Origin of the sequence: Paraburkholderia phymatum, assembly GCF_040965635.1 — a bacterium.
Taxonomy (GTDB): domain Bacteria; phylum Pseudomonadota; class Gammaproteobacteria; order Burkholderiales; family Burkholderiaceae; genus Paraburkholderia; species Paraburkholderia phymatum_B.
Window position 1 is genome coordinate 18816 of the sequence record NZ_JBFRCH010000007.1, and the last position, 16080, is coordinate 34895.

The following is a 16080-nucleotide window of genomic DNA, read 5'->3' on the forward strand; positions in this document are numbered from 1 at the left end:
CCATCAGCGCTTGATGCGGAGCCGCCGATCATGCTGAAGCACGTGAACACCGAACTGCTGAACATCGCCTATGAAGAAACGGGCGATTCGCAAGGCTGGCCTGTCGTGCTGTCGCACGGTTTCCCGTACGACATCCATGCGTACGACGAAGTCGCGCCGCTGCTGGCTGCGCGGGGCGCGCGCGCGATCGTGCCTTATCTGCGAGGCTACGGTCCCACGCGCTTTCTTTCCGCCGACACGCCGCGCTCCGGCCAGCAGGCCGCGCTCGCCGCCGATCTGCTCGCGCTGCTCGACGCGCTGTATATCGAGCGCGCGCTGCTCGGCGGCTACGACTGGGGCGGGCGCGCCGGCTGTATCGTCGCGGCGCTGTATCCGCAGCGCGTGCAGGGGCTCGTGACCATCAACGGCTACAACATCCAGGACATCGCGGCGTCGGGCAAGCCGGCGCCGCCGGAGAACGAGCTGCGCCACTGGTATCAGTACTACTTTCACGGCGAGCGCGGCCGCGCGGGGCTCGCGGAAAACCGGCGCGCACTGTGCCGCCTGCTGTGGACGCTCTGGTCGCCCACATGGCGTTTCGACGACGCGTGCTACGAACGCACGGCGGCATCGTTCGATCACGCCGATTTCGTCGATGTCGTGATTCATTCGTACCGGCATCGCTATGCGCTCGTCGAAGGCGACCCGCGTTACGAAGACATCGAGCGGCGTCTCGCGGCGCAACCTCCCATCAGCGTGCCGTCGATTTCACTCGACGGCGGCGTTGACGGCGTGATGCCTGTCGGCGGCACTGCGCATCATGCGCCGCATTTCACAGGGCCTTACGAGTATCGCGTGATCGCGAATGCCGGGCATAACCTGCCTCAGGAAGCGCCCGCCGCATTCGCCGATGCGTTGTTCGCCGTGCGCACGCGCGCCTGACGACACGCCTCTTCGCAGGTTCGCCGACGATTCATCCTTGCACGCCATGTGGTAACTTTTAACGGTTCAAAACCATTCAAGAAGAGCGTTGCTTATGAAAGTTGCGGTGATGGGCGCGGGCGCGGTGGGCTGCTATTACGGCGGGATGCTGGCGCGCGCGGGACACGAAGTGGTATTGATCGGACGGCCTCCGCATGTCGACGCGATTGCGCGTCGCGGCCTTCGGCTCGAAACGCAGGCATTCGACGAGCACATCGATCTTGCCGCCAGCACGAACGCGAGTGCCGTGCAGGGCGCGAAGCTCGTGCTGTTCTGCGTGAAGTCCACCGACACCAACAGCGCCGCGCTCGAAATCAAGCCCTTTCTCGCACCCGATACGCTGGTTCTCTCGCTGCAAAACGGCGTCGAGAATGCCGACGAAGTGCGCAACGTCGTGCAGCAGGAAGTGGCCGCCGCCGTCGTCTATGTCGCGACTGAAATGGCAGGGCCGGGACACGTCCGCCATCATGGACGCGGCGAGCTGGTAATCGAGCCGTCGAAGGCAAGCGCGGAAGCCGCGCAGGCGCTGATCGCGGCGGGCGTGCCGACCGAGATCTCCGATAACGTGCGCGGCGCGCTATGGGCGAAGCTGATTCTGAATTGCGCGTACAACGCGTTGTCGGCGATCACGCAGTTGCCTTATGGTCAGCTCGTGCAGGGCGCGGGCGTGAAGGCAGTGATGCGCGATATCGTCGACGAATGTCTTGCCGTCGCGAAGGCGGACAGGGTCACCGTTCCCGGCGATGTCGACGCGGCCGTGCGCATGATCGCGGAGACGATGCCGCGACAGTATTCGTCGACGGCACAGGACCTGTCGCGCGGCAAGCGCAGCGAGATCGACCACCTGAACGGGCTGATCGTGCGGCGCGGCGAAGCGCTCGGCGTGGCGACGCCGTCGAACCGGCTGTTGCATACGCTCGTCAAGCTGATCGAGAGCAAGTAGCGCGGCCTCAGCCTTCACGACGCCTTCACGCGTGAAGGCGTTTTGTGCGTTAGCGATGCGCGAGGATGTTCACGAGCTTGCCGAACGGATCGCGCACATAAAAGCGCCGCACGCCCCACGGCTCGTCGACGGGACCGTATTCGACCGCGAAGCCGGCAGCGTTCATCGCGTCGAACGCGGCGTCCACATCGTCGACTTCGATTGAGATATCGGGCACAGGCGTGCCCGAACCGCCTTCCTGCGCGAAGCTGATTTGCACGGTCATCGACTGGTCCGAACCGTATGTGCGAATCCAGCCGAGATCCATCAGCAGATCGAGGCCGAGAATCTCCTGATAGAAGCGCTGCGCCTGCGCCGTGTCCTTGACCTCGATGTTCGAGACGATCCGGTTGACTTTCATCGCTCAAGCCTCACGTGGCCCGCTATTGCTGGGCCTGTTCTTCACGAAACAGCGCCACTTCCTCCGACAGCGCTCTCGCCACGTGCGGCCGCGCGACGATGCGCCGGAAGTACGCGTCGACAGCCGGCCATTGCGCGAGATCGACACCGCAGTACTTCGCCCAGTTCAATACAGTCGTCAGATACGCATCGGCGACGCTGAAACGATCGACCAGGTACTCGTGTGCCGCGAGATGCGTCTGCAACAGATCGAACCGCCGTGCCAGCTTCTGCCGCGCGTATTCCGCTGCTTCAGGCGGCGCGGTGGGATCGAGCACCGGCACGAAGACACCTTTGTGCAATTCCGTGCTGATAAAGCCGAGCCATTGCTGGAGTTGCGCGCGCTCGCGTGTGCCGGATGAGGGCGCGAGCCCTGCGGCGGGAAACCGGTCGGCGACGTAGGGCAGGATAGCCGTGTTTTCCGTCAACAGCCAGCCTTCGTCTGTGCGCAATACGGGTACCTGGCCGAGTGCGTTGATCGCATAGAAATCGGAACCGTCGCGCAGCTTCTTCTTTTTCGTGTCGACCTGAATGAACCCGACGGGCGCGCCGGCTTCGTAAAATGCGATGCGCGTGGCCATCGAGCACGCGAGCGGAGAAAAATAGAGATCCATGGCGATGTCTCCCGATCGTTGGATTGTTTTTGTACTATAGTGAACAAAAATCGACGGTGTCAAATATTTATATGCGAGACGGTACAAAAAACGAAAAACGTGCGCGCGGCCGGCCACGTGCTTACGACGCAGACGAAGCGCTGAGCAATGCCACTGACGCGTTCTGGGTGAACGGCTATTCGGGCACCTCGCTCGACGCGCTGAGCGAGGCGACGGGCATGAACCGTCCGAGCCTCTATGGCGCGTTCGGGGACAAGCATGCCCTCTATCTGAACACGCTGGACCGTTATGTCGAAGCGGGTGTGCAGGCAATGGAATCTGCATTGAGCGACGATATTCCGTTGGCGCAAGCGTTGCAACGTGTCTATGATGGAGCGCTCGCGCTTTACCTGCCTGCGGGCGGCACGCCGCGTGGCTGCTTTCTGATCGGCACGGCGGTTGTCGAATCGAAAGTCGATGAAGAAGTGCGCACCCGATTGACGCAAGGGCTCAAATCGTTTGATCGTGCATTCGAAAGGCGCATACGGCGCGCGCAGGCTGACGGAGAACTTTCTGCAACTGCGGATGCGGTCGTTTTGGCGCGCGTCGCGTCAGCGATCATGCATAGCCTCGCGCTACGTTCGCGCGCGGGCGATTCGCGGGCGTCGCTGCGCGCGACAGCGGCAGAAGGGGTCGCGTTGATTTGTGGTGCGCGCAATGACGGTTCGTCGAAACCCGGCAAACGCGCATCTATTACGCGCTCCGTAAAGCCTGCAAGGAAATAGACGATGCGCGTCGATTGGCGCCTTTTCACGCTCGTTTCATGGCCACTACGGGTACAGGGTTTGCGCAAAAACACTTGTATCAGCTATTTCATGGAGGAAGTCATGAAACTGATCAAGCATGTCGTCATTCTTGCAGCCGTGACGGGCATTTCCGCCGCAGCTTACGCGCAAACAGCCGTCCAGCAGAATCGGCCGCTTACTCGCGGCGAAGTGAAACAGGACCTGAGAAACGTCGAAAGCCAAGGCTATCGTCCGGGCGATGGCGACCGCACCGATTATCCGCGGAACTTGCAGGCGGCCGAACGCCGTCTGTCAAAACAGCAGGGCCAGGCGGAAGGCTATGGCGGCGTGACGAATGGCACGACGGCGTCGGGCATGGCGCCGCGACCAGAGAAACGCCATTGATTGAGTTGCCGTGTACGCAAGCGCAATAGCAAGGACGGGCCGCCTGATAGTGCGGCCCGCTCATCTGTTGTTCCCGCATGGCGTGTGCATCATCAATTAGCGGGAATCGTCACGATGGGCGCCTTGCTGCTCGTTTCCGCTTCGGCGAGCGCCATCAGATTCTGGACGACCGTGAACGCATATTTCGAATCGAAATCCGAGCGGTCGACCCAATACGTCGACGGGCCATAGCGCACGGCGGCGTATGCATCGGCGGGCGGCTTGTCACCCATCTGCACGATGATCGTCGGCCGCGTCTCGCCGCCGACTAGCGTAACAGTGGGCTTCGTCGAACCGTCTTGGATCTTCCGATCGGGCACGTGCACTTGCGCGCCGAGATCGGTCAGGATGCCGAGCACCGAGCGCGTCAACATTGCGATCTGATTGCCGCCGCGCGACGACTGCCCGTAAACGATTTCATAGTCGCCCGTTTTCGCATTGAGGTGCAGGAGCTTGCGTACCAGTTGCAAATCGGGCGCGGCTTTTTGGGCATCCGTCGTGGTTGCCGTGCCCAGTATCAGATAGACGTGCTGCTCGTTCTTTACGGTACGCGATTCGACATTCAATTCGCCCGCCATTTGCAGGCGGCGCAATGCCTGAATCAATTGAAAGAACTGCGGCGACCCCGCACTGTTTTCTCCGCCGAGCGCAGTACCGTTTTGCAGACCGCCGATCGATTGCGCCGAAATGCGCAGCAACAGATCGATAGGTATGCCGCCTTCGGCGAGCGGCAGGACGAGCGTCGGCGCGAGCGGGCGGATATACGCTTGCGCATAGGCTTCGCCTGTCGTCGGTGTGAACGTGAATGTCGGGTGGTTCGAGTACGACACCGTTCCCGTCACAGACGCATAGTCCGGCATGGTGCCGGAGCCGGCATTTAGCGTGGACGAAGCCGATGCGTCGACGTTATAGGCCGCGATGATCTGGCTGACGGTCAGAAAAGAGGGCGCGTCGGCGAAGCGCAAAGCGATGATGGCCGCGAGTATTTCCCTTTTCTTCGCTTCGCCGAGTGCACGCGAATAGTCGACCTGATCGGCTTTTAGCCGCGTCGGGCCGACGCTGCTGCATGCCGCGAGCAGGCTTGCTGCGCAGCAGACGACTAGACCTTGAAGTCTTTTCATCGACGTAGAAATATTTGCGTGGGTGGCATGGGCGGACGGCATGTGCCGGTAAAGACGTCCGTGGCGAGGCAGCACGTCGCGTGCCTCGCTCTCGACGTGCAATGAACTAACGGAGGTGTACAGCGGGAGACGGACGATTGCGGGACGAAAAAAAGCCCGCTCGAAAGCGGGCTGCAAAATGCGCCTGACGCGGGGAATTGCGTCCGGTTTCCTACTCCTTTTTGCCGCGAGCCTCTCTATTCAGGCCGCGTGCGAGATGTTCTTCGCGCTGCGCGCCACCACGTTCAGATTGCTCTCCGCAGTTTCGACTGCCTGCCGCGCGGTCTTCCAGATGCTCTCGTAAAACTCGTTCGCCGCCGCAATGGCGGTGTTCATCGCGGTTACGGCGACCTCGGCGCCTGCCGGCGCGCGCTGCGCGGCGTCGTCCAGGTCGGCCTTGACCGCGCCGATCTGCGATTCGTATTGCGCGGTCGCATGTTTCATGATGGCCGCCTGCGTACCCGCGATGATGTCGTACACCTGCTGGTTGTAGATCGCGGAGCGCTCGACGATCGACAGATCGCCGGCTTTGAATGCACTTGCGCCGGGCATCTCGCCGTTCGCCAGTGCATCCATCGCGCGTTGCGTGCCGTCGCGCAATGCCTGGAAATTCAATTGAACGAGCTTCTCAAAGCCGCTCACCGCTTCATTCGCGATGCCGTAGAACGTCTGAACCCGGGCTTTCTGTGCAGCAGTCACTTCGTCGATGGACATGAACATCGCAGGGCCTCGCAAGGTTGAATGCGCGAAAGAATGACTGGCATCGATCGCTGGACGATCGGCGCCAACCGGTTGCTTGGGATTTGCCGTAACTCGTTTACCCGTACGGCGACGGCGCGTATTCGCGCCGGGTGACGTCATGACAATGCAGCGCCGAGCCGGGCGAGCAGCGCATGTCCGCGGTCTGTGACGCGCGGAACGATGCGGGCTGCGTCAGGCAGGCCAATGGTGATCAGATCGTGATCAGCCAGCGCGATCAGGTCAGCCTGATCGAAGTCCGACTGATGTTTCGCGTCCTTGATAAGCATGAGCGTCGCAAATTCGTGTGGGCTCAGCACGTGTGTCTCCTGAAAGGCGCATCGCGCCCGTTCGCATGCGTAAATGGCCTTTGAATGCACTTGCGAACGGTAAATATGGTTCGAGGTTTTTTCCGTCTGAAGAAGCGTGCTGCATCGACGGGGAACCCATACTAATGCGGCGAATGTTAAATTTCAATCGGAATTAACGGTAAATCTGCAAGCAGATTTGTCGTAGGAGTCTGCGGCAATTATTGCCTGCGCAAAACACGATTAAGAGGAAAATATACCGGCGTACCTTCGTCTAACCGGCAATCGTTTGCCTACGGCTCGCGGCCTTGTCCAGCGCGCCTTACAGGCATTATGTTGGGATGTGACATCAGATAGTCACACTTTTAGGGGCGTCGGTGCGAATTCAAACGTCGGCGTTTGCGGGCATTAAAGCGCGATCATTTTTGCGGATCTGCTTAAAACTGGCAGCGCTCAATCTGAATCATAGATAAAGCGTCGCTTTAACAGTGAATATCCACTTTCGTCTGGGAGGGAAATAATATTAGTCATAATCGGACTGGTGTCCGGTGCGCGAGGCCAGTAAATCGACGGTATTCGTAAGGCCTTTTAAAACCGGCTGTGAGCGATCCGCAATCCGCAGATAAAGCCCCGCTGTTCGCGCCCCTTCTTGCGCGTGGCGATTATCTGCATGTTATTTTTGCGTCAGCCAGGCTGCGCGCGAAAGGCAGACGGGCAGCCGGACCGACGGCATATCGAACTCCTCCGACATGGCGCAACCCGCCACGCTGGATGTTTTCGCCGCCAAACAATGACAGGGCACAGGAAATGGACCGCTTCGAGGCAATGGAGATCTTCACGCGCGTCGTGGATGCGAACAGCTTTTCAAAGGTATCTGAAATGCTCGATTTGCCGCGCGCAAAGGTGAGCAGAACGATTCAGGCGCTGGAAGAGCACGTCGGCGTGCGTCTGCTGAATCGTTCGACGCGTCAGGTCAGCGTCACGGAAGACGGCGCGCTGTTTTATGAGCGATGCGTGCGCATTCTCGCCGAAGTGGCGGATGCGGAATCGTCGTTGTCGAACAAGCGAGAGAGTCCGACGGGCACGATACGCGTCGATACGTCGGGCACGCTTGCGCGCGCGTTGCTATTGCCTTCGCTGGAAGACTTCTATCAACGCTATCCGCAAATCGACGTGCGCCTGGGCCTCGCGGACCGCAATATCGATCTCATTCAGGACGGCGTGGATTGCGTGATCCGAATGGGCATGCTCGAAGAGTCGAGTCTCGTTGCGAAGCGCATCGGCAATGCGCGCATCATCACTTGCGCGTCGCCTGCCTATCTGGAACGGCACGGCACGCCGAAGACGCTCGAAGAACTCAGCCATCATCAGGCGGTGAATTACGTGTCGGCGCGCTCGGGAAGAACTTTTCCATTCGAGTACAGCGTCGGCGGAGAAGTCGTCCGGGTGCAGATGAAGAGCGTGCTGGCCGTCAACGACGGCTCGGTCTATATCAATGCGGGTGCGTTGGGGCACGGCATCATCCAGCCGTCGCGCTTCATGGTCGCCGATCTCATCAAGCAGGGTGCCCTGCGGGAAATCCTGAGCGAATACAACATTCCATCGACGCCGCTTTCGGTTGTTTATCCGCATCGCCGAAATCTGAGTTCGCGGCTGCGCGCGTTCGTCGATTGGGTATCGGAAATCGCGCAGAAGAACCCCGACCTGCGCATCGCGCAAGAGTGACGCTCGCGCTTGCCTGCTGCGCAACGCAACTTTAAGGCTACTCAGCAGGCAACACGGCTCAGATTTACTTCAAGGGCTCGACGGGATGCGGCGCATTTTCATATGCGCCCCACACGGTCTGATCGAAGTTGACGATCGAGCCCGTCATCAAGCCCGATTCATCGCTTGCGAGAAACGCGACGGCGCGCGCGGCTTCCGCGGGATCGATCAGCCTGCCGAACGGCTGCGCGGCGGCCGCCTGTTGCAGCCAGCCGTCTGTCGCGCCATGAAACTCGCGTTGAATACGGTCTTCGCCGGCTGAAGCCATCCAGCCCAGATTCAGCCCGTTCACGCGAATACGATTGCGCAATAGCGCGTATGCGGTGTTCTGCGTGAGCGTCGCGAGCGCGCCTTTGGATGCGCAATAGGCGGAAATGAACGGCTGCCCCGCCTTCGCGGACATCGAGCCGATATTCACGATCGTCCCTTCGATACGCTCGCGCAGCATCACGCGAATCGTCTCCTGCATCAGAAAGAACGGTGCGCGCACATTGGTCGCGAAGATGCGGTCGAACAGCGCGGGATCGGTATCGAGGATCGTGCCGCGATCGGTCAGTGCCGCCGCATTCACCAGTACGTCGATGCGCCCGAATTGTCGATCGGCAGTGGCGACGACATTGCGGCAGTCATCGACATTCGCGAGGTCCGCCTGCACGAACACGACCTTTGCGCCAATCGTTTCACCAAGCTGGCTCAGCTCGCGTGCTTTCGCTTCGCCTTTCTCTTTCGCGCGGCCGCAAATGACGATGCCGCGTGCGCCGCGCTCGGCGAATAGCGCGGCAATTGCGGCGCCTAGCCCCTGCGATCCGCCCGTAACAATGGCGATCTTCGAATCGAATTGGCCCATACGTTGTCTCCTGTGATTCCTTCAAGAGTGAGAGCAGGTACTGCTTTGAATAGCGGAATAACGCGGCTTGCTGCGCGCGCGGCGTCGATGCGATCATTGTGCTATTTCGATCACAACGAATCCGATCATGACCGAGTCCCGCCGCCGCAAGACGAGCATGAGTGACATCGCGCGCGCGGCGGGGGTCAGCGAGGCGACAGTCGATCGGGTATTGAACGGGCGCGGCGGCGTATCGCGCGACAAGGAAACCCGCGTGCTCGAATGGGCGCGCAAGCTGAAGATCGATCGCGCGCTGGAGTCCGTGTCGGTGCGCTGGCTGCGCATCGCGATCCTGTTGCAGCAGCCCGTCGCGCAGTACTACGTGCATCTGAAGCAGGGTTTCGAGCTTGCGCAAAAGACGTTCGAAACGCAGCGTGTGATTTGCGCGGTCACGTACTTCGACAGCCTCGAACCACATGCCGTCGTCGAAGCGATCGAGCGGGCGACGCGCAAGGCCGATGCGCTCGTGATCGTTGCGTACGAGCATCCGGATATCACGGCGGCGCTGCGCCACCTGAGCCACAGAATGCCCGTCGTCACGCTTGCAAGCGATCTGCCGGGTACGGGCCGGCTTGCCTATGTGGGCATCGACAATCGCTGCGCGGGGCGCGTCGCCGGCGAGCTGATGGGCCGCTTTCTCGGCGATGGGGGCGGCAAGGTGCTCGTGATGACGGGCATGCATGATTTCCTCGGCCATGAAGAACGCGAAAGCGGTTTTCGTTCCGTGCTGCGGCGGCGCTTTCCGGCTTGCGACATCGTCGAGACCGTCGAAAGCCGCGAGCAGTCGTCGATCACCGAAAGCCTCACGCGCGACGCGTTTCGCCGCCATCCGGACCTGCGCGGCATCTACAACATCTCGGTCGGCGACGAAGGCATCGGCAACGCGCTGCGCGCAATGGACCGCGTGCACAAGACCGTGCTGATCGGACACGAGCTCAACGACACCTCGCGACGCCTTCTGATCGAAGGCGTGCTCGATGCCGTGCTCGATCAAAATCCGATCGGAGAAGCGCTGCATTCGATCGAAATCGTTCTGCGTCACTATCATCGAGATCCGGGCGTGACGATGGCGCAGCAGATTCCCGTGTCGGTCCTGTTGCGCGAGAACCTGCCGCTTACCGATTGATCTCGAGCGCGGGCGCTTCGTCTCGCTTCGCTTCGTCCCGCGTCACGTCATTCCACAGATCGCGTATCCAGTCGCGCATCAGCAGCGATTCGGCCCAGCGGTCGGTCGTATCGTTGCCGTCGCGCCCGATGATCGCGTAGGGTTTAGGCCCGAGCTCGCACGTGAACACGAGCGTGTCGTCGGGGCCCGCGCGCTTGCGCCATGAAACGAAACCATCGCGCCACCAGCGCAGAAACAGATCGACCCACATCCGGTGAGGCTCGAATGAAATCTCGATCTGTACGTGCTCGCGGCTCGCCACGCGCCCATGAAATGCCCACGAATGATCGATGATCCGTTGCATCGCGGCTTCGTTCTCTTCGTTCACGGGCCACGCGAACTCGCGGCCGACGAGGTAATGCGAGAGATCGCCGAGCAGACGCAGATCCGGCCTTTCATCGAGAAGATCGAGCGTGAAATGCAGATCGGTCGTCATGCGGTCGCGATGCGTTTCGATGTAGACGGGAATGTCCACCTGTTCCGCGAGCCGCTGCCAGCCGTCGATCAGCGCGAGCGCATCGGCGAGACGGCGCGGCCTCACATCCGGTTGCAGGTCGATATGATGCGCGCCGAACTCGACGGCCTGTTCGAGGATCGGGCAGAGATCGTCGACCGTGCGCGGAAAGCATTGCGCTTCCACTTGCAGACCGAGTGGCGCGAGAACTTGCGTGAGGCGCCGGACATCGTCGCGCGATCCATACGACGCGCTCACGCCTTCGAAACCCGCTTGCGCGATCATGGCGACGTTTTCTTCCAGCGAGCGCTCGAAGCCATCCGTATGACGGCGCTCCATGGCCCACAGCGACTGATAGACGGCAAGCCGTTGCGTCATGCCGCCTCCGCGGCGACGAGATCTTTCAGCTTGACGGCGGGATCTTCGAGCTTTGCAGGCTCGATGCGTGCCTGCTGCGCGATCAGCGCCTGAGCGACGCGCACATCGCGCGCGATCTCGGCGACCTTGCCGACGCCGCTTGCGCCGACCAGCACGCCGTCGCGATCGAGCGCGAAGAAAATGCGCGACGTGGCGCCTGTTTCGCGCACGACAGTCTGCACGCCGAATGCGGGCATGCCGGCGATCTGAATCGTCATGTCGTATTGATTCGACCAGAACCACGGCACTTCCGAATACGTTTCGCCACGCTCCAGCATGTTGCGCGCGACGATGCGCGCGTGGTCCTCGGCGTTCTTCCAGCATTCGAGCCGCATGCGCCGCCTGAACAGACGATGCGGAAACGAGCACACATCGCCCGCCGCGAAGATGTGCGGGTCGTTCGTGCGCAATGTATCGTCGACGGCGATGCCGTCCGCGACATCGATGCCCGCGGCTTCCGCCAGTTCCGTGCGCGGCTTCACGCCAATGCCGACGACCACGCAATCGCACGCGATCTGCGTGCCGTCCTTGAGCTTGACGCCCGTCACGTGCGTCGTGCCCAGCAGCCGTTCGATCTGCGCGGCGAAATGAATCTTCGCGCCCATCTCGCGATGCCTGTCGATCAGGTAGCCCGCGACGACTTCAGGCACCGCGCGCATCAACGCGCGCGCGCCCGCTTCGATGACGACCACTTCGCAGCCGCGCGCAACGGCTGACGCCGCGACTTCGAGGCCGATGAAGCCTGCGCCGACAATCGCGATGCGCCGCGAAGGCTGCAATGCTTCGGCTAGCGCATTGGCATCATCTGCCGTACGCAGCAGATACACGCCTTCGAGATTCGCGCCCGGCACGTCGAGACGCCTGGGTTCGGCGCCCGTCGCGATCAACAGACGCTGATAGACGATACTGCGTCCATCCTTCAGGATGACCTTGCGCGCGCCGCGATCGATCTGCTGCACGCACGCATCGACACGCAGATCGATGCGCCGGTCCCGATAGAACGCTTCGTCATAGAACGCGCACTGCGCCGTGCTTCGCTCGCCGAGCAGCACGGCTTTCGACAGCGGCGGCCGGTCGTAAGGGGCCGTGCATTCGTTGCCGAGCAGCGTGATTTCGCCGTCCCAGCCGTTTTCGCGCAGCGCATGCGCGGTGCGCGCGCCGCATTGGCCTGCGCCGATGATCACCATCGCGGGACGTGCGCTCATGACGCCTCCTGCACGGGAAGGCCAAGCAGTACTTCGCCGTTTTCGACACGCACGGGGTACGTCTTCAGATGCACGCACACAGGCGCGCTCATGGCCTTGCCGCTTGGAATGTCGAAACGCCCCTGGTGCAGCGGACATTCGATTTCGCGATTCACGACGAAGCCATCGGCGAGATGCGCCTGCTCATGTGTGCACCAGCCGTCCGACGCATAGTAGCCGTCAGCGATTCGATAGAGCGCGTAGCTCGCGCCATTGTGATCGAAGCGCATGACGTCTTCTTCGTCGATATCATTGGGCGCGCACGCCGCAATCCAGTGGATCTTTTCATTCGTTTCGACGCTCATGGTGCTTTCCTCTCCTCTAATGTTCTTTTACGTCAGACAGTGGGAAGGTTTCGTTCGATCACATGCGTGGGGTCCGTGCGCTGCTTCCACAACGCGGGCACCATTTCGCGGTACGTCGCATACACACTCGGATACGCGGGCGGCAACTGGTCCTTGATCGCTTCGTGAAGACGCGGCAGTGCATGGAACGGCACCATCGGCAGCAGATGATGCTCGAGGTGATAGTTCATGTTCAGATAAAGAAAGCGGAACACGAAGTTGGTATGCACGGTGCGCGTGTTCAGCCGATGGTCTTTTACGTTGACGGCAAGCCCCGCATGCTGCGTGAGGCCGAGCAGTTGATGCAGCCAGCCGCCATAGAAGCGCGGCGTCCACACGAACATCAGCGGGAGAAAGCTGCGCATGGCGATCGCCAGTGCGATCGTGCCGATGACGATGGCGAGATAGATGCGGCACGACCAGATCATCTTGGGCTTTTCGCTTGCGGGCAGAAAAGCGTCGGTGGCGGCATCGACGCGGCCAAATGCGTGACGCACGATCTTCTTGATTTCGAGCGAGCTGCCGACCAGTCCGACGAAATCGAGGACGATGGGCAGTACTTTTGTCGGGCGCGCGACCTGAATTTCCGGGTCGCGCGTCTGGAAGTACGTATGCGTGTGATGGCGTGCGTGACTCCAGCGCCACCAGTAGCCTTCGCGGATCGTCATGAACGACGACAGGTGATAGAGCGCGTCGTTGATCCAGCGTGTCTTGAACGGCGTGCCGTGCGACAGCTCATGCCAGCGCGCGTCGCTCGACGAATAGATCGTGCCGTAGACGAAGAACGCAGGCACGGCCCACCACGTCCCCCACGCGAAGGCCGCCACTGCGCCGGACGCGGCGAGCAGCACGAGCCACGGAATGAAATTGCGCAGGCCCGCGGCATCGTCGCGCTTCATCAGCTCTTTGAGCACAGCTCGCGGAATGCGCGGCTGATACCACTGCTGCGCGATGCTCGCGTCGAAGGACGAGTCGTCTGCCTGGCGCGCCGTTGCGCGGCCATCGACGGCTGAAGTCGAGGACATGAGTTGTCTCCTTACTCTGGTCCCATGCAAGTTTGTTGTTGCATGCTTTGCGTTTGCGGGATTTCCTTCAGCGGGACGCTTCAGGACTTATTCCGTTTGCACAAAGATAGTGGAAGGAGAGCGAGGTCTCACGTCGAAAAATGATGGATTTCCATCATGCCGCGCGGACGGCGTGTGTGACGCGGTAAAGCGGGGCTTGGCTGGCTCAGGGGCGCAGAAGATCGAACCCGCCGAACACGATCACACCGCTCAATACGATGAGTGAAACCGAGTGCTGGCCGAAATAGAGAACTGCTGCGGCGGACCACGTCGTCAGGCAAAAGGCGGCAATGCGTTTCATGCTGGTACTGCTCGAACAGAGCGACTGCGAATCAAGGGTTTTCCTGTATATCATAGTTCTTCCCGGCAGGTGTTTTGCGCGGCTGAAATGAAAAGCGGGCGACATGGCCTTTCAAAGACCATGACGCCCGCCTTCAGGCATGCGTGCGCGTTACCGGACGCGCGTGCCGTCCATCATCAGAAGATGTTGCGGATGCCGATCGAGACGCCCGTCTGGTTCGACGTGCCGGGGAGTTCGGCCGTCGCTGCGCCCGTGACCTTGTTGAAGTCGACGGTGCCATACACTTCCGTGCGCCTGGACAGCGCGTATTCCGCCACGGCCACGCCCGTGTAGCGGTTGCCGCTGCCGAGTGCGCCGCCGCCGATTGCCGCGTTCTTCATGTGGTCGTAGTAGAACGCGCCCGTGAGCAGCAGCGCCGGCGTCGCTTGCCACGTGACGCCCGCGAACGGACCATCGTCCTTGCGGCCGGAGCCCTTCAGGATATCGACGCCGAGCGTCAGATCCCGTTGCGAGAGCGTGCTGTCGACGAAGCCCGTGTCATCCTTCGAATGCAGATAACCGACATAGACCTTCGCGGTGCTGAACGCGTAGACGGCATTCGCGTTGAAGATCGTCTGCTTGTGATTCGAGTTGTCGCTGTTCTGCTGCACGCCTGCTGCAACGCTCAGCGCACCGAATGCATACGACGCGGTGAAGCCATACATGCTGCCCGCGCCGAGGTGGCCCGGAATCTGGCCGGAGAAGCCATTTGCGCCCGTCGACGTCGAGTCCGTGCCGAACGAATACATCGCCTTGACGTTCAGGCCGCCGAACGTGCCGTCGTACTTCACGGCGTTGTCCGCGTAGAGGCCTGCGCCCAATGCAACGGGAAGCCACGCGTTCTCGAAGTAGTTGCCGACGGTGAGAGGATCGTACGTATCGCCGAGCAAATCGAATAGCGGCGTCTTTTGACGGCCCAGCGTCACCGTGCCGTAGTTGCTCGACAGGCCGACATACGCCGCGCGATTGAAGAGGCGCTTGCTATCCGATTGCGCGCCGTTTTGCAGATCGATGCCGCTTTCCAGCTGGAAGATCGCCTTCAGGCCATTGCCCAGATCTTCGGAACCCTTCAGGCCGAAACGGCTGTTCGTAATTGCGCCGTTGGTCATGAAGAGGCGTCCGTCGTTGTTCGCGTCGGAGTGCGTCAGATAGCGAATGCCGACGTCCGCGACGCCATACAGCGTGACCGAGCTTTGTGCGAATGCGGACTGGCAGGCGAGGGTGATCGCCGATGCGCCCAATGCCGCGGCGGTTCGTTTGAGTTGTTTGTTCATGATTGTCTTTTCATCCGTTGAGAACCCTGTGGAGCTTTTTGTTTTTGCGCGCGACGAGTGAGCCGCTGTGCATTTGCGTCGCCAATGCGTATGTGCAAATTGCGTATTGCAAACCGGCAGGCTGATTGCGAGAGTCTCCTGGCTCGTGCGCGCCTGACTCGATGCAGGCAGGCGGACTTTTATCACATCAATTTCGACGATGCCGCGAACGTGACAATAGTGTTGCGCCGATGCCTCAATTGCAGTGATTTGCGCTTCCGTTGCGATTCCAAAGAAAAAAAAGGGCGGCCAGTGGCCGCCCTGCTTGACACCTCTCCAGGTCTGCCTAGACGCGATCGATCGAGTACTTGCCCGGACCCGTCACGAACAACAGCAGCAATCCACCGATGATGCTGATGTTCTTGTAGAAGTTGATCATATTGACGAAATGCTCCATGCCCGTTTGCGTCCAGAAGTGGTGGCCGATAAACGCGGTGGCGAGCGTATAGACGGCAAGCAGCAGTGCGAGCGGGCGCGTCTTGAAGCCGATGGCGATCACGATGCCGACGGCCAGTTCCATCACGATCGCAATGATCGCGGACACGGCGGGCGCGGGCGCGCCCGTCGCCGCCATATACTGCTCGGTGCCGGAGAAGCCGGTGAGCTTGCTCCAGCCAAACAGCACGAAAAGCACGACCAAAAGCACACGTCCGACGAGCAGCAGTGCGTCCTTGCGTTGTTCGATAAAAGCGTTCATTTCAAAGCCTCTTTCAATGTAGT

19 protein-coding genes are annotated in these 16080 nt (G+C 60.9%); 6 read left to right on the plus strand and 13 right to left on the minus strand.

The window, feature by feature from the left end; translation table 11 throughout:
- The first annotated feature begins 30 nt into the window (after nt 1-30).
- Both AB4Y32_RS15425 and AB4Y32_RS15430 read left to right on the plus strand, forming a co-directional pair.
- On the plus strand, nt 31-921 hold the full coding sequence (locus AB4Y32_RS15425) for an alpha/beta fold hydrolase (RefSeq protein ID WP_368722155.1): 891 nt from the start codon (nt 31-33) through the stop codon (nt 919-921).
- 94 nt (nt 922-1015) lie between these two features.
- Entirely contained in the window at nt 1016-1903 is an 888-nt protein-coding gene (locus AB4Y32_RS15430; protein ID WP_368722156.1) for a ketopantoate reductase family protein, read from the plus strand.
- Between the two features lie 49 nt (nt 1904-1952).
- Here AB4Y32_RS15430 and AB4Y32_RS15435 read toward each other — a convergent pair whose 3' ends face one another.
- Together AB4Y32_RS15435 and AB4Y32_RS15440 are read right to left on the minus strand one after the other, a co-directional pair.
- The gene (locus AB4Y32_RS15435; protein ID WP_368722157.1) at nt 1953-2303 is read right to left on the minus strand and encodes a VOC family protein; all 351 of its coding nucleotides are present in this window, start codon (nt 2301-2303) and stop codon (nt 1953-1955) included.
- A 22-nt stretch (nt 2304-2325) separates the two neighbouring features.
- Entirely contained in the window at nt 2326-2922 is a 597-nt protein-coding gene (locus tag AB4Y32_RS15440) for a glutathione binding-like protein (RefSeq protein ID WP_368722158.1), read from the minus strand.
- Here AB4Y32_RS15440 and AB4Y32_RS15445 point away from each other — a divergent pair.
- Nucleotides 2904-3719: a TetR/AcrR family transcriptional regulator gene (locus AB4Y32_RS15445; RefSeq protein ID WP_368722159.1), complete on the plus strand. Its 816-nt coding sequence runs from the start codon at nt 2904-2906 to the stop codon at nt 3717-3719. The genes AB4Y32_RS15440 and AB4Y32_RS15445 overlap by 19 nt on opposite strands.
- A gap of 3 nt (nt 3720-3722) precedes the next feature.
- Nucleotides 3723-4124, plus strand: a complete 402-nt coding sequence (locus AB4Y32_RS15450; protein ID WP_368722160.1) for a DUF4148 domain-containing protein — start codon at nt 3723-3725, stop codon at nt 4122-4124.
- A gap of 92 nt (nt 4125-4216) precedes the next feature.
- On the opposite strand, the gene AB4Y32_RS15455 is transcribed toward AB4Y32_RS15450, so the two are convergent.
- The 3 genes from AB4Y32_RS15455 to AB4Y32_RS15465 form a co-directional block, all read right to left on the minus strand.
- Nucleotides 4217-5284, minus strand: coding sequence for a hypothetical protein (locus AB4Y32_RS15455; RefSeq protein WP_368722161.1), 1068 nt, complete (start codon nt 5282-5284; stop codon nt 4217-4219).
- 240 nt (nt 5285-5524) lie between these two features.
- A complete protein-coding gene (locus tag AB4Y32_RS15460; protein WP_368722162.1) occupies nt 5525-6043 on the minus strand; it encodes a phasin family protein in 519 nt (172 codons plus the stop codon).
- A gap of 137 nt (nt 6044-6180) precedes the next feature.
- On the minus strand, nt 6181-6381 hold the full coding sequence (locus tag AB4Y32_RS15465) for a hypothetical protein (protein ID WP_368722163.1): 201 nt from the start codon (nt 6379-6381) through the stop codon (nt 6181-6183).
- 795 nt (nt 6382-7176) lie between these two features.
- On the opposite strand from AB4Y32_RS15465, the gene AB4Y32_RS15470 reads away from it, so the two are divergent.
- Nucleotides 7177-8094 carry a LysR family transcriptional regulator gene (locus AB4Y32_RS15470; RefSeq protein ID WP_368722164.1) on the plus strand — a complete coding sequence of 306 codons (918 nt, stop codon included), beginning with the start codon at nt 7177-7179 and terminating at the stop codon, nt 8092-8094.
- A gap of 64 nt (nt 8095-8158) precedes the next feature.
- Here AB4Y32_RS15470 and AB4Y32_RS15475 read toward each other — a convergent pair whose 3' ends face one another.
- Nucleotides 8159-8980 (minus strand): SDR family oxidoreductase, encoded by an 822-nt coding sequence (locus AB4Y32_RS15475; RefSeq protein ID WP_368722165.1) that lies wholly within the window; start codon nt 8978-8980, stop codon nt 8159-8161.
- A 127-nt stretch (nt 8981-9107) separates the two neighbouring features.
- Between AB4Y32_RS15475 and AB4Y32_RS15480 the strand changes: the two genes are divergently transcribed.
- Complete coding sequence (locus AB4Y32_RS15480) at nt 9108-10145, plus strand: LacI family DNA-binding transcriptional regulator (RefSeq protein ID WP_368722166.1); 1038 nt, start codon at nt 9108-9110, stop codon at nt 10143-10145.
- Here the strand turns inward: AB4Y32_RS15480 and AB4Y32_RS15485 are convergent.
- The 7 genes from AB4Y32_RS15485 to AB4Y32_RS15515 form a co-directional block, all read right to left on the minus strand.
- The gene (locus AB4Y32_RS15485; RefSeq protein ID WP_368722167.1) at nt 10135-11016 is read right to left on the minus strand and encodes a sugar phosphate isomerase/epimerase family protein; all 882 of its coding nucleotides are present in this window, start codon (nt 11014-11016) and stop codon (nt 10135-10137) included. The two genes, AB4Y32_RS15480 and AB4Y32_RS15485, sit on opposite strands and share 11 nt — an antisense overlap.
- Entirely contained in the window at nt 11013-12260 is a 1248-nt protein-coding gene (locus tag AB4Y32_RS15490; protein WP_368722168.1) for an NAD(P)/FAD-dependent oxidoreductase, read from the minus strand. Before AB4Y32_RS15490 ends, AB4Y32_RS15485 begins: the two co-directional genes overlap by 4 nt.
- On the minus strand, nt 12257-12604 hold the full coding sequence (locus AB4Y32_RS15495; protein ID WP_368722169.1) for a MocE family 2Fe-2S type ferredoxin: 348 nt from the start codon (nt 12602-12604) through the stop codon (nt 12257-12259). Before AB4Y32_RS15495 ends, AB4Y32_RS15490 begins: the two co-directional genes overlap by 4 nt.
- 32 nt (nt 12605-12636) lie before the next feature.
- Nucleotides 12637-13668 carry a fatty acid desaturase gene (locus tag AB4Y32_RS15500; RefSeq protein ID WP_368722170.1) on the minus strand — a complete coding sequence of 344 codons (1032 nt, stop codon included), beginning with the start codon at nt 13666-13668 and terminating at the stop codon, nt 12637-12639.
- 205 nt (nt 13669-13873) lie between these two features.
- Nucleotides 13874-14008: a hypothetical protein gene (locus AB4Y32_RS15505; protein WP_087737313.1), complete on the minus strand. Its 135-nt coding sequence runs from the start codon at nt 14006-14008 to the stop codon at nt 13874-13876.
- 176 nt (nt 14009-14184) lie between these two features.
- Complete coding sequence (locus tag AB4Y32_RS15510; RefSeq protein ID WP_368722171.1) at nt 14185-15321, minus strand: porin; 1137 nt, start codon at nt 15319-15321, stop codon at nt 14185-14187.
- 325 nt (nt 15322-15646) lie between these two features.
- Nucleotides 15647-16057: a DoxX family protein gene (locus tag AB4Y32_RS15515; protein WP_087737315.1), complete on the minus strand. Its 411-nt coding sequence runs from the start codon at nt 16055-16057 to the stop codon at nt 15647-15649.
- Between the last annotated feature and the right edge of the window lie 23 nt (nt 16058-16080).

Excerpts from the sequence above, each read along its gene's own strand:
- AB4Y32_RS15490 (WP_368722168.1), bottom strand. The coding sequence starts at position 12,260 with ATGAGCGCACGTCCCGCGATGGTGATCATCGGCGCAGGCCAATGCGGC.
- AB4Y32_RS15500 (WP_368722170.1), bottom strand. The coding sequence starts at position 13,668 with ATGTCCTCGACTTCAGCCGTCGATGGCCGCGCAACGGCGCGCCAGGCA.
- AB4Y32_RS15430 (WP_368722156.1), top strand. The coding sequence starts at position 1,016 with ATGAAAGTTGCGGTGATGGGCGCGGGCGCGGTGGGCTGCTATTACGGC.
- AB4Y32_RS15505 (WP_087737313.1), bottom strand. The coding sequence starts at position 14,008 with ATGAAACGCATTGCCGCCTTTTGCCTGACGACGTGGTCCGCCGCAGCA.
- AB4Y32_RS15450 (WP_368722160.1), top strand. The coding sequence starts at position 3,723 with ATGCGCGTCGATTGGCGCCTTTTCACGCTCGTTTCATGGCCACTACGG.
- AB4Y32_RS15455 (WP_368722161.1), bottom strand. The coding sequence starts at position 5,284 with ATGAAAAGACTTCAAGGTCTAGTCGTCTGCTGCGCAGCAAGCCTGCTC.
- AB4Y32_RS15475 (WP_368722165.1), bottom strand. The coding sequence starts at position 8,980 with ATGGGCCAATTCGATTCGAAGATCGCCATTGTTACGGGCGGATCGCAG.
- AB4Y32_RS15480 (WP_368722166.1), top strand. The coding sequence starts at position 9,108 with ATGACCGAGTCCCGCCGCCGCAAGACGAGCATGAGTGACATCGCGCGC.
- AB4Y32_RS15460 (WP_368722162.1), bottom strand. The coding sequence starts at position 6,043 with ATGTTCATGTCCATCGACGAAGTGACTGCTGCACAGAAAGCCCGGGTT.
- AB4Y32_RS15515 (WP_087737315.1), bottom strand. The coding sequence starts at position 16,057 with ATGAACGCTTTTATCGAACAACGCAAGGACGCACTGCTGCTCGTCGGA.
- AB4Y32_RS15445 (WP_368722159.1), top strand. The coding sequence starts at position 2,904 with ATGCGATGCGCGTGGCCATCGAGCACGCGAGCGGAGAAAAATAGAGAT.
- AB4Y32_RS15435 (WP_368722157.1), bottom strand. The coding sequence starts at position 2,303 with ATGAAAGTCAACCGGATCGTCTCGAACATCGAGGTCAAGGACACGGCG.
- AB4Y32_RS15510 (WP_368722171.1), bottom strand. The coding sequence starts at position 15,321 with ATGAACAAACAACTCAAACGAACCGCCGCGGCATTGGGCGCATCGGCG.
- AB4Y32_RS15440 (WP_368722158.1), bottom strand. The coding sequence starts at position 2,922 with ATGGCCACGCGCATCGCATTTTACGAAGCCGGCGCGCCCGTCGGGTTC.
- AB4Y32_RS15495 (WP_368722169.1), bottom strand. The coding sequence starts at position 12,604 with ATGAGCGTCGAAACGAATGAAAAGATCCACTGGATTGCGGCGTGCGCG.
- AB4Y32_RS15470 (WP_368722164.1), top strand. The coding sequence starts at position 7,177 with ATGGACCGCTTCGAGGCAATGGAGATCTTCACGCGCGTCGTGGATGCG.
- AB4Y32_RS15425 (WP_368722155.1), top strand. The coding sequence starts at position 31 with ATGCTGAAGCACGTGAACACCGAACTGCTGAACATCGCCTATGAAGAA.
- AB4Y32_RS15485 (WP_368722167.1), bottom strand. The coding sequence starts at position 11,016 with ATGACGCAACGGCTTGCCGTCTATCAGTCGCTGTGGGCCATGGAGCGC.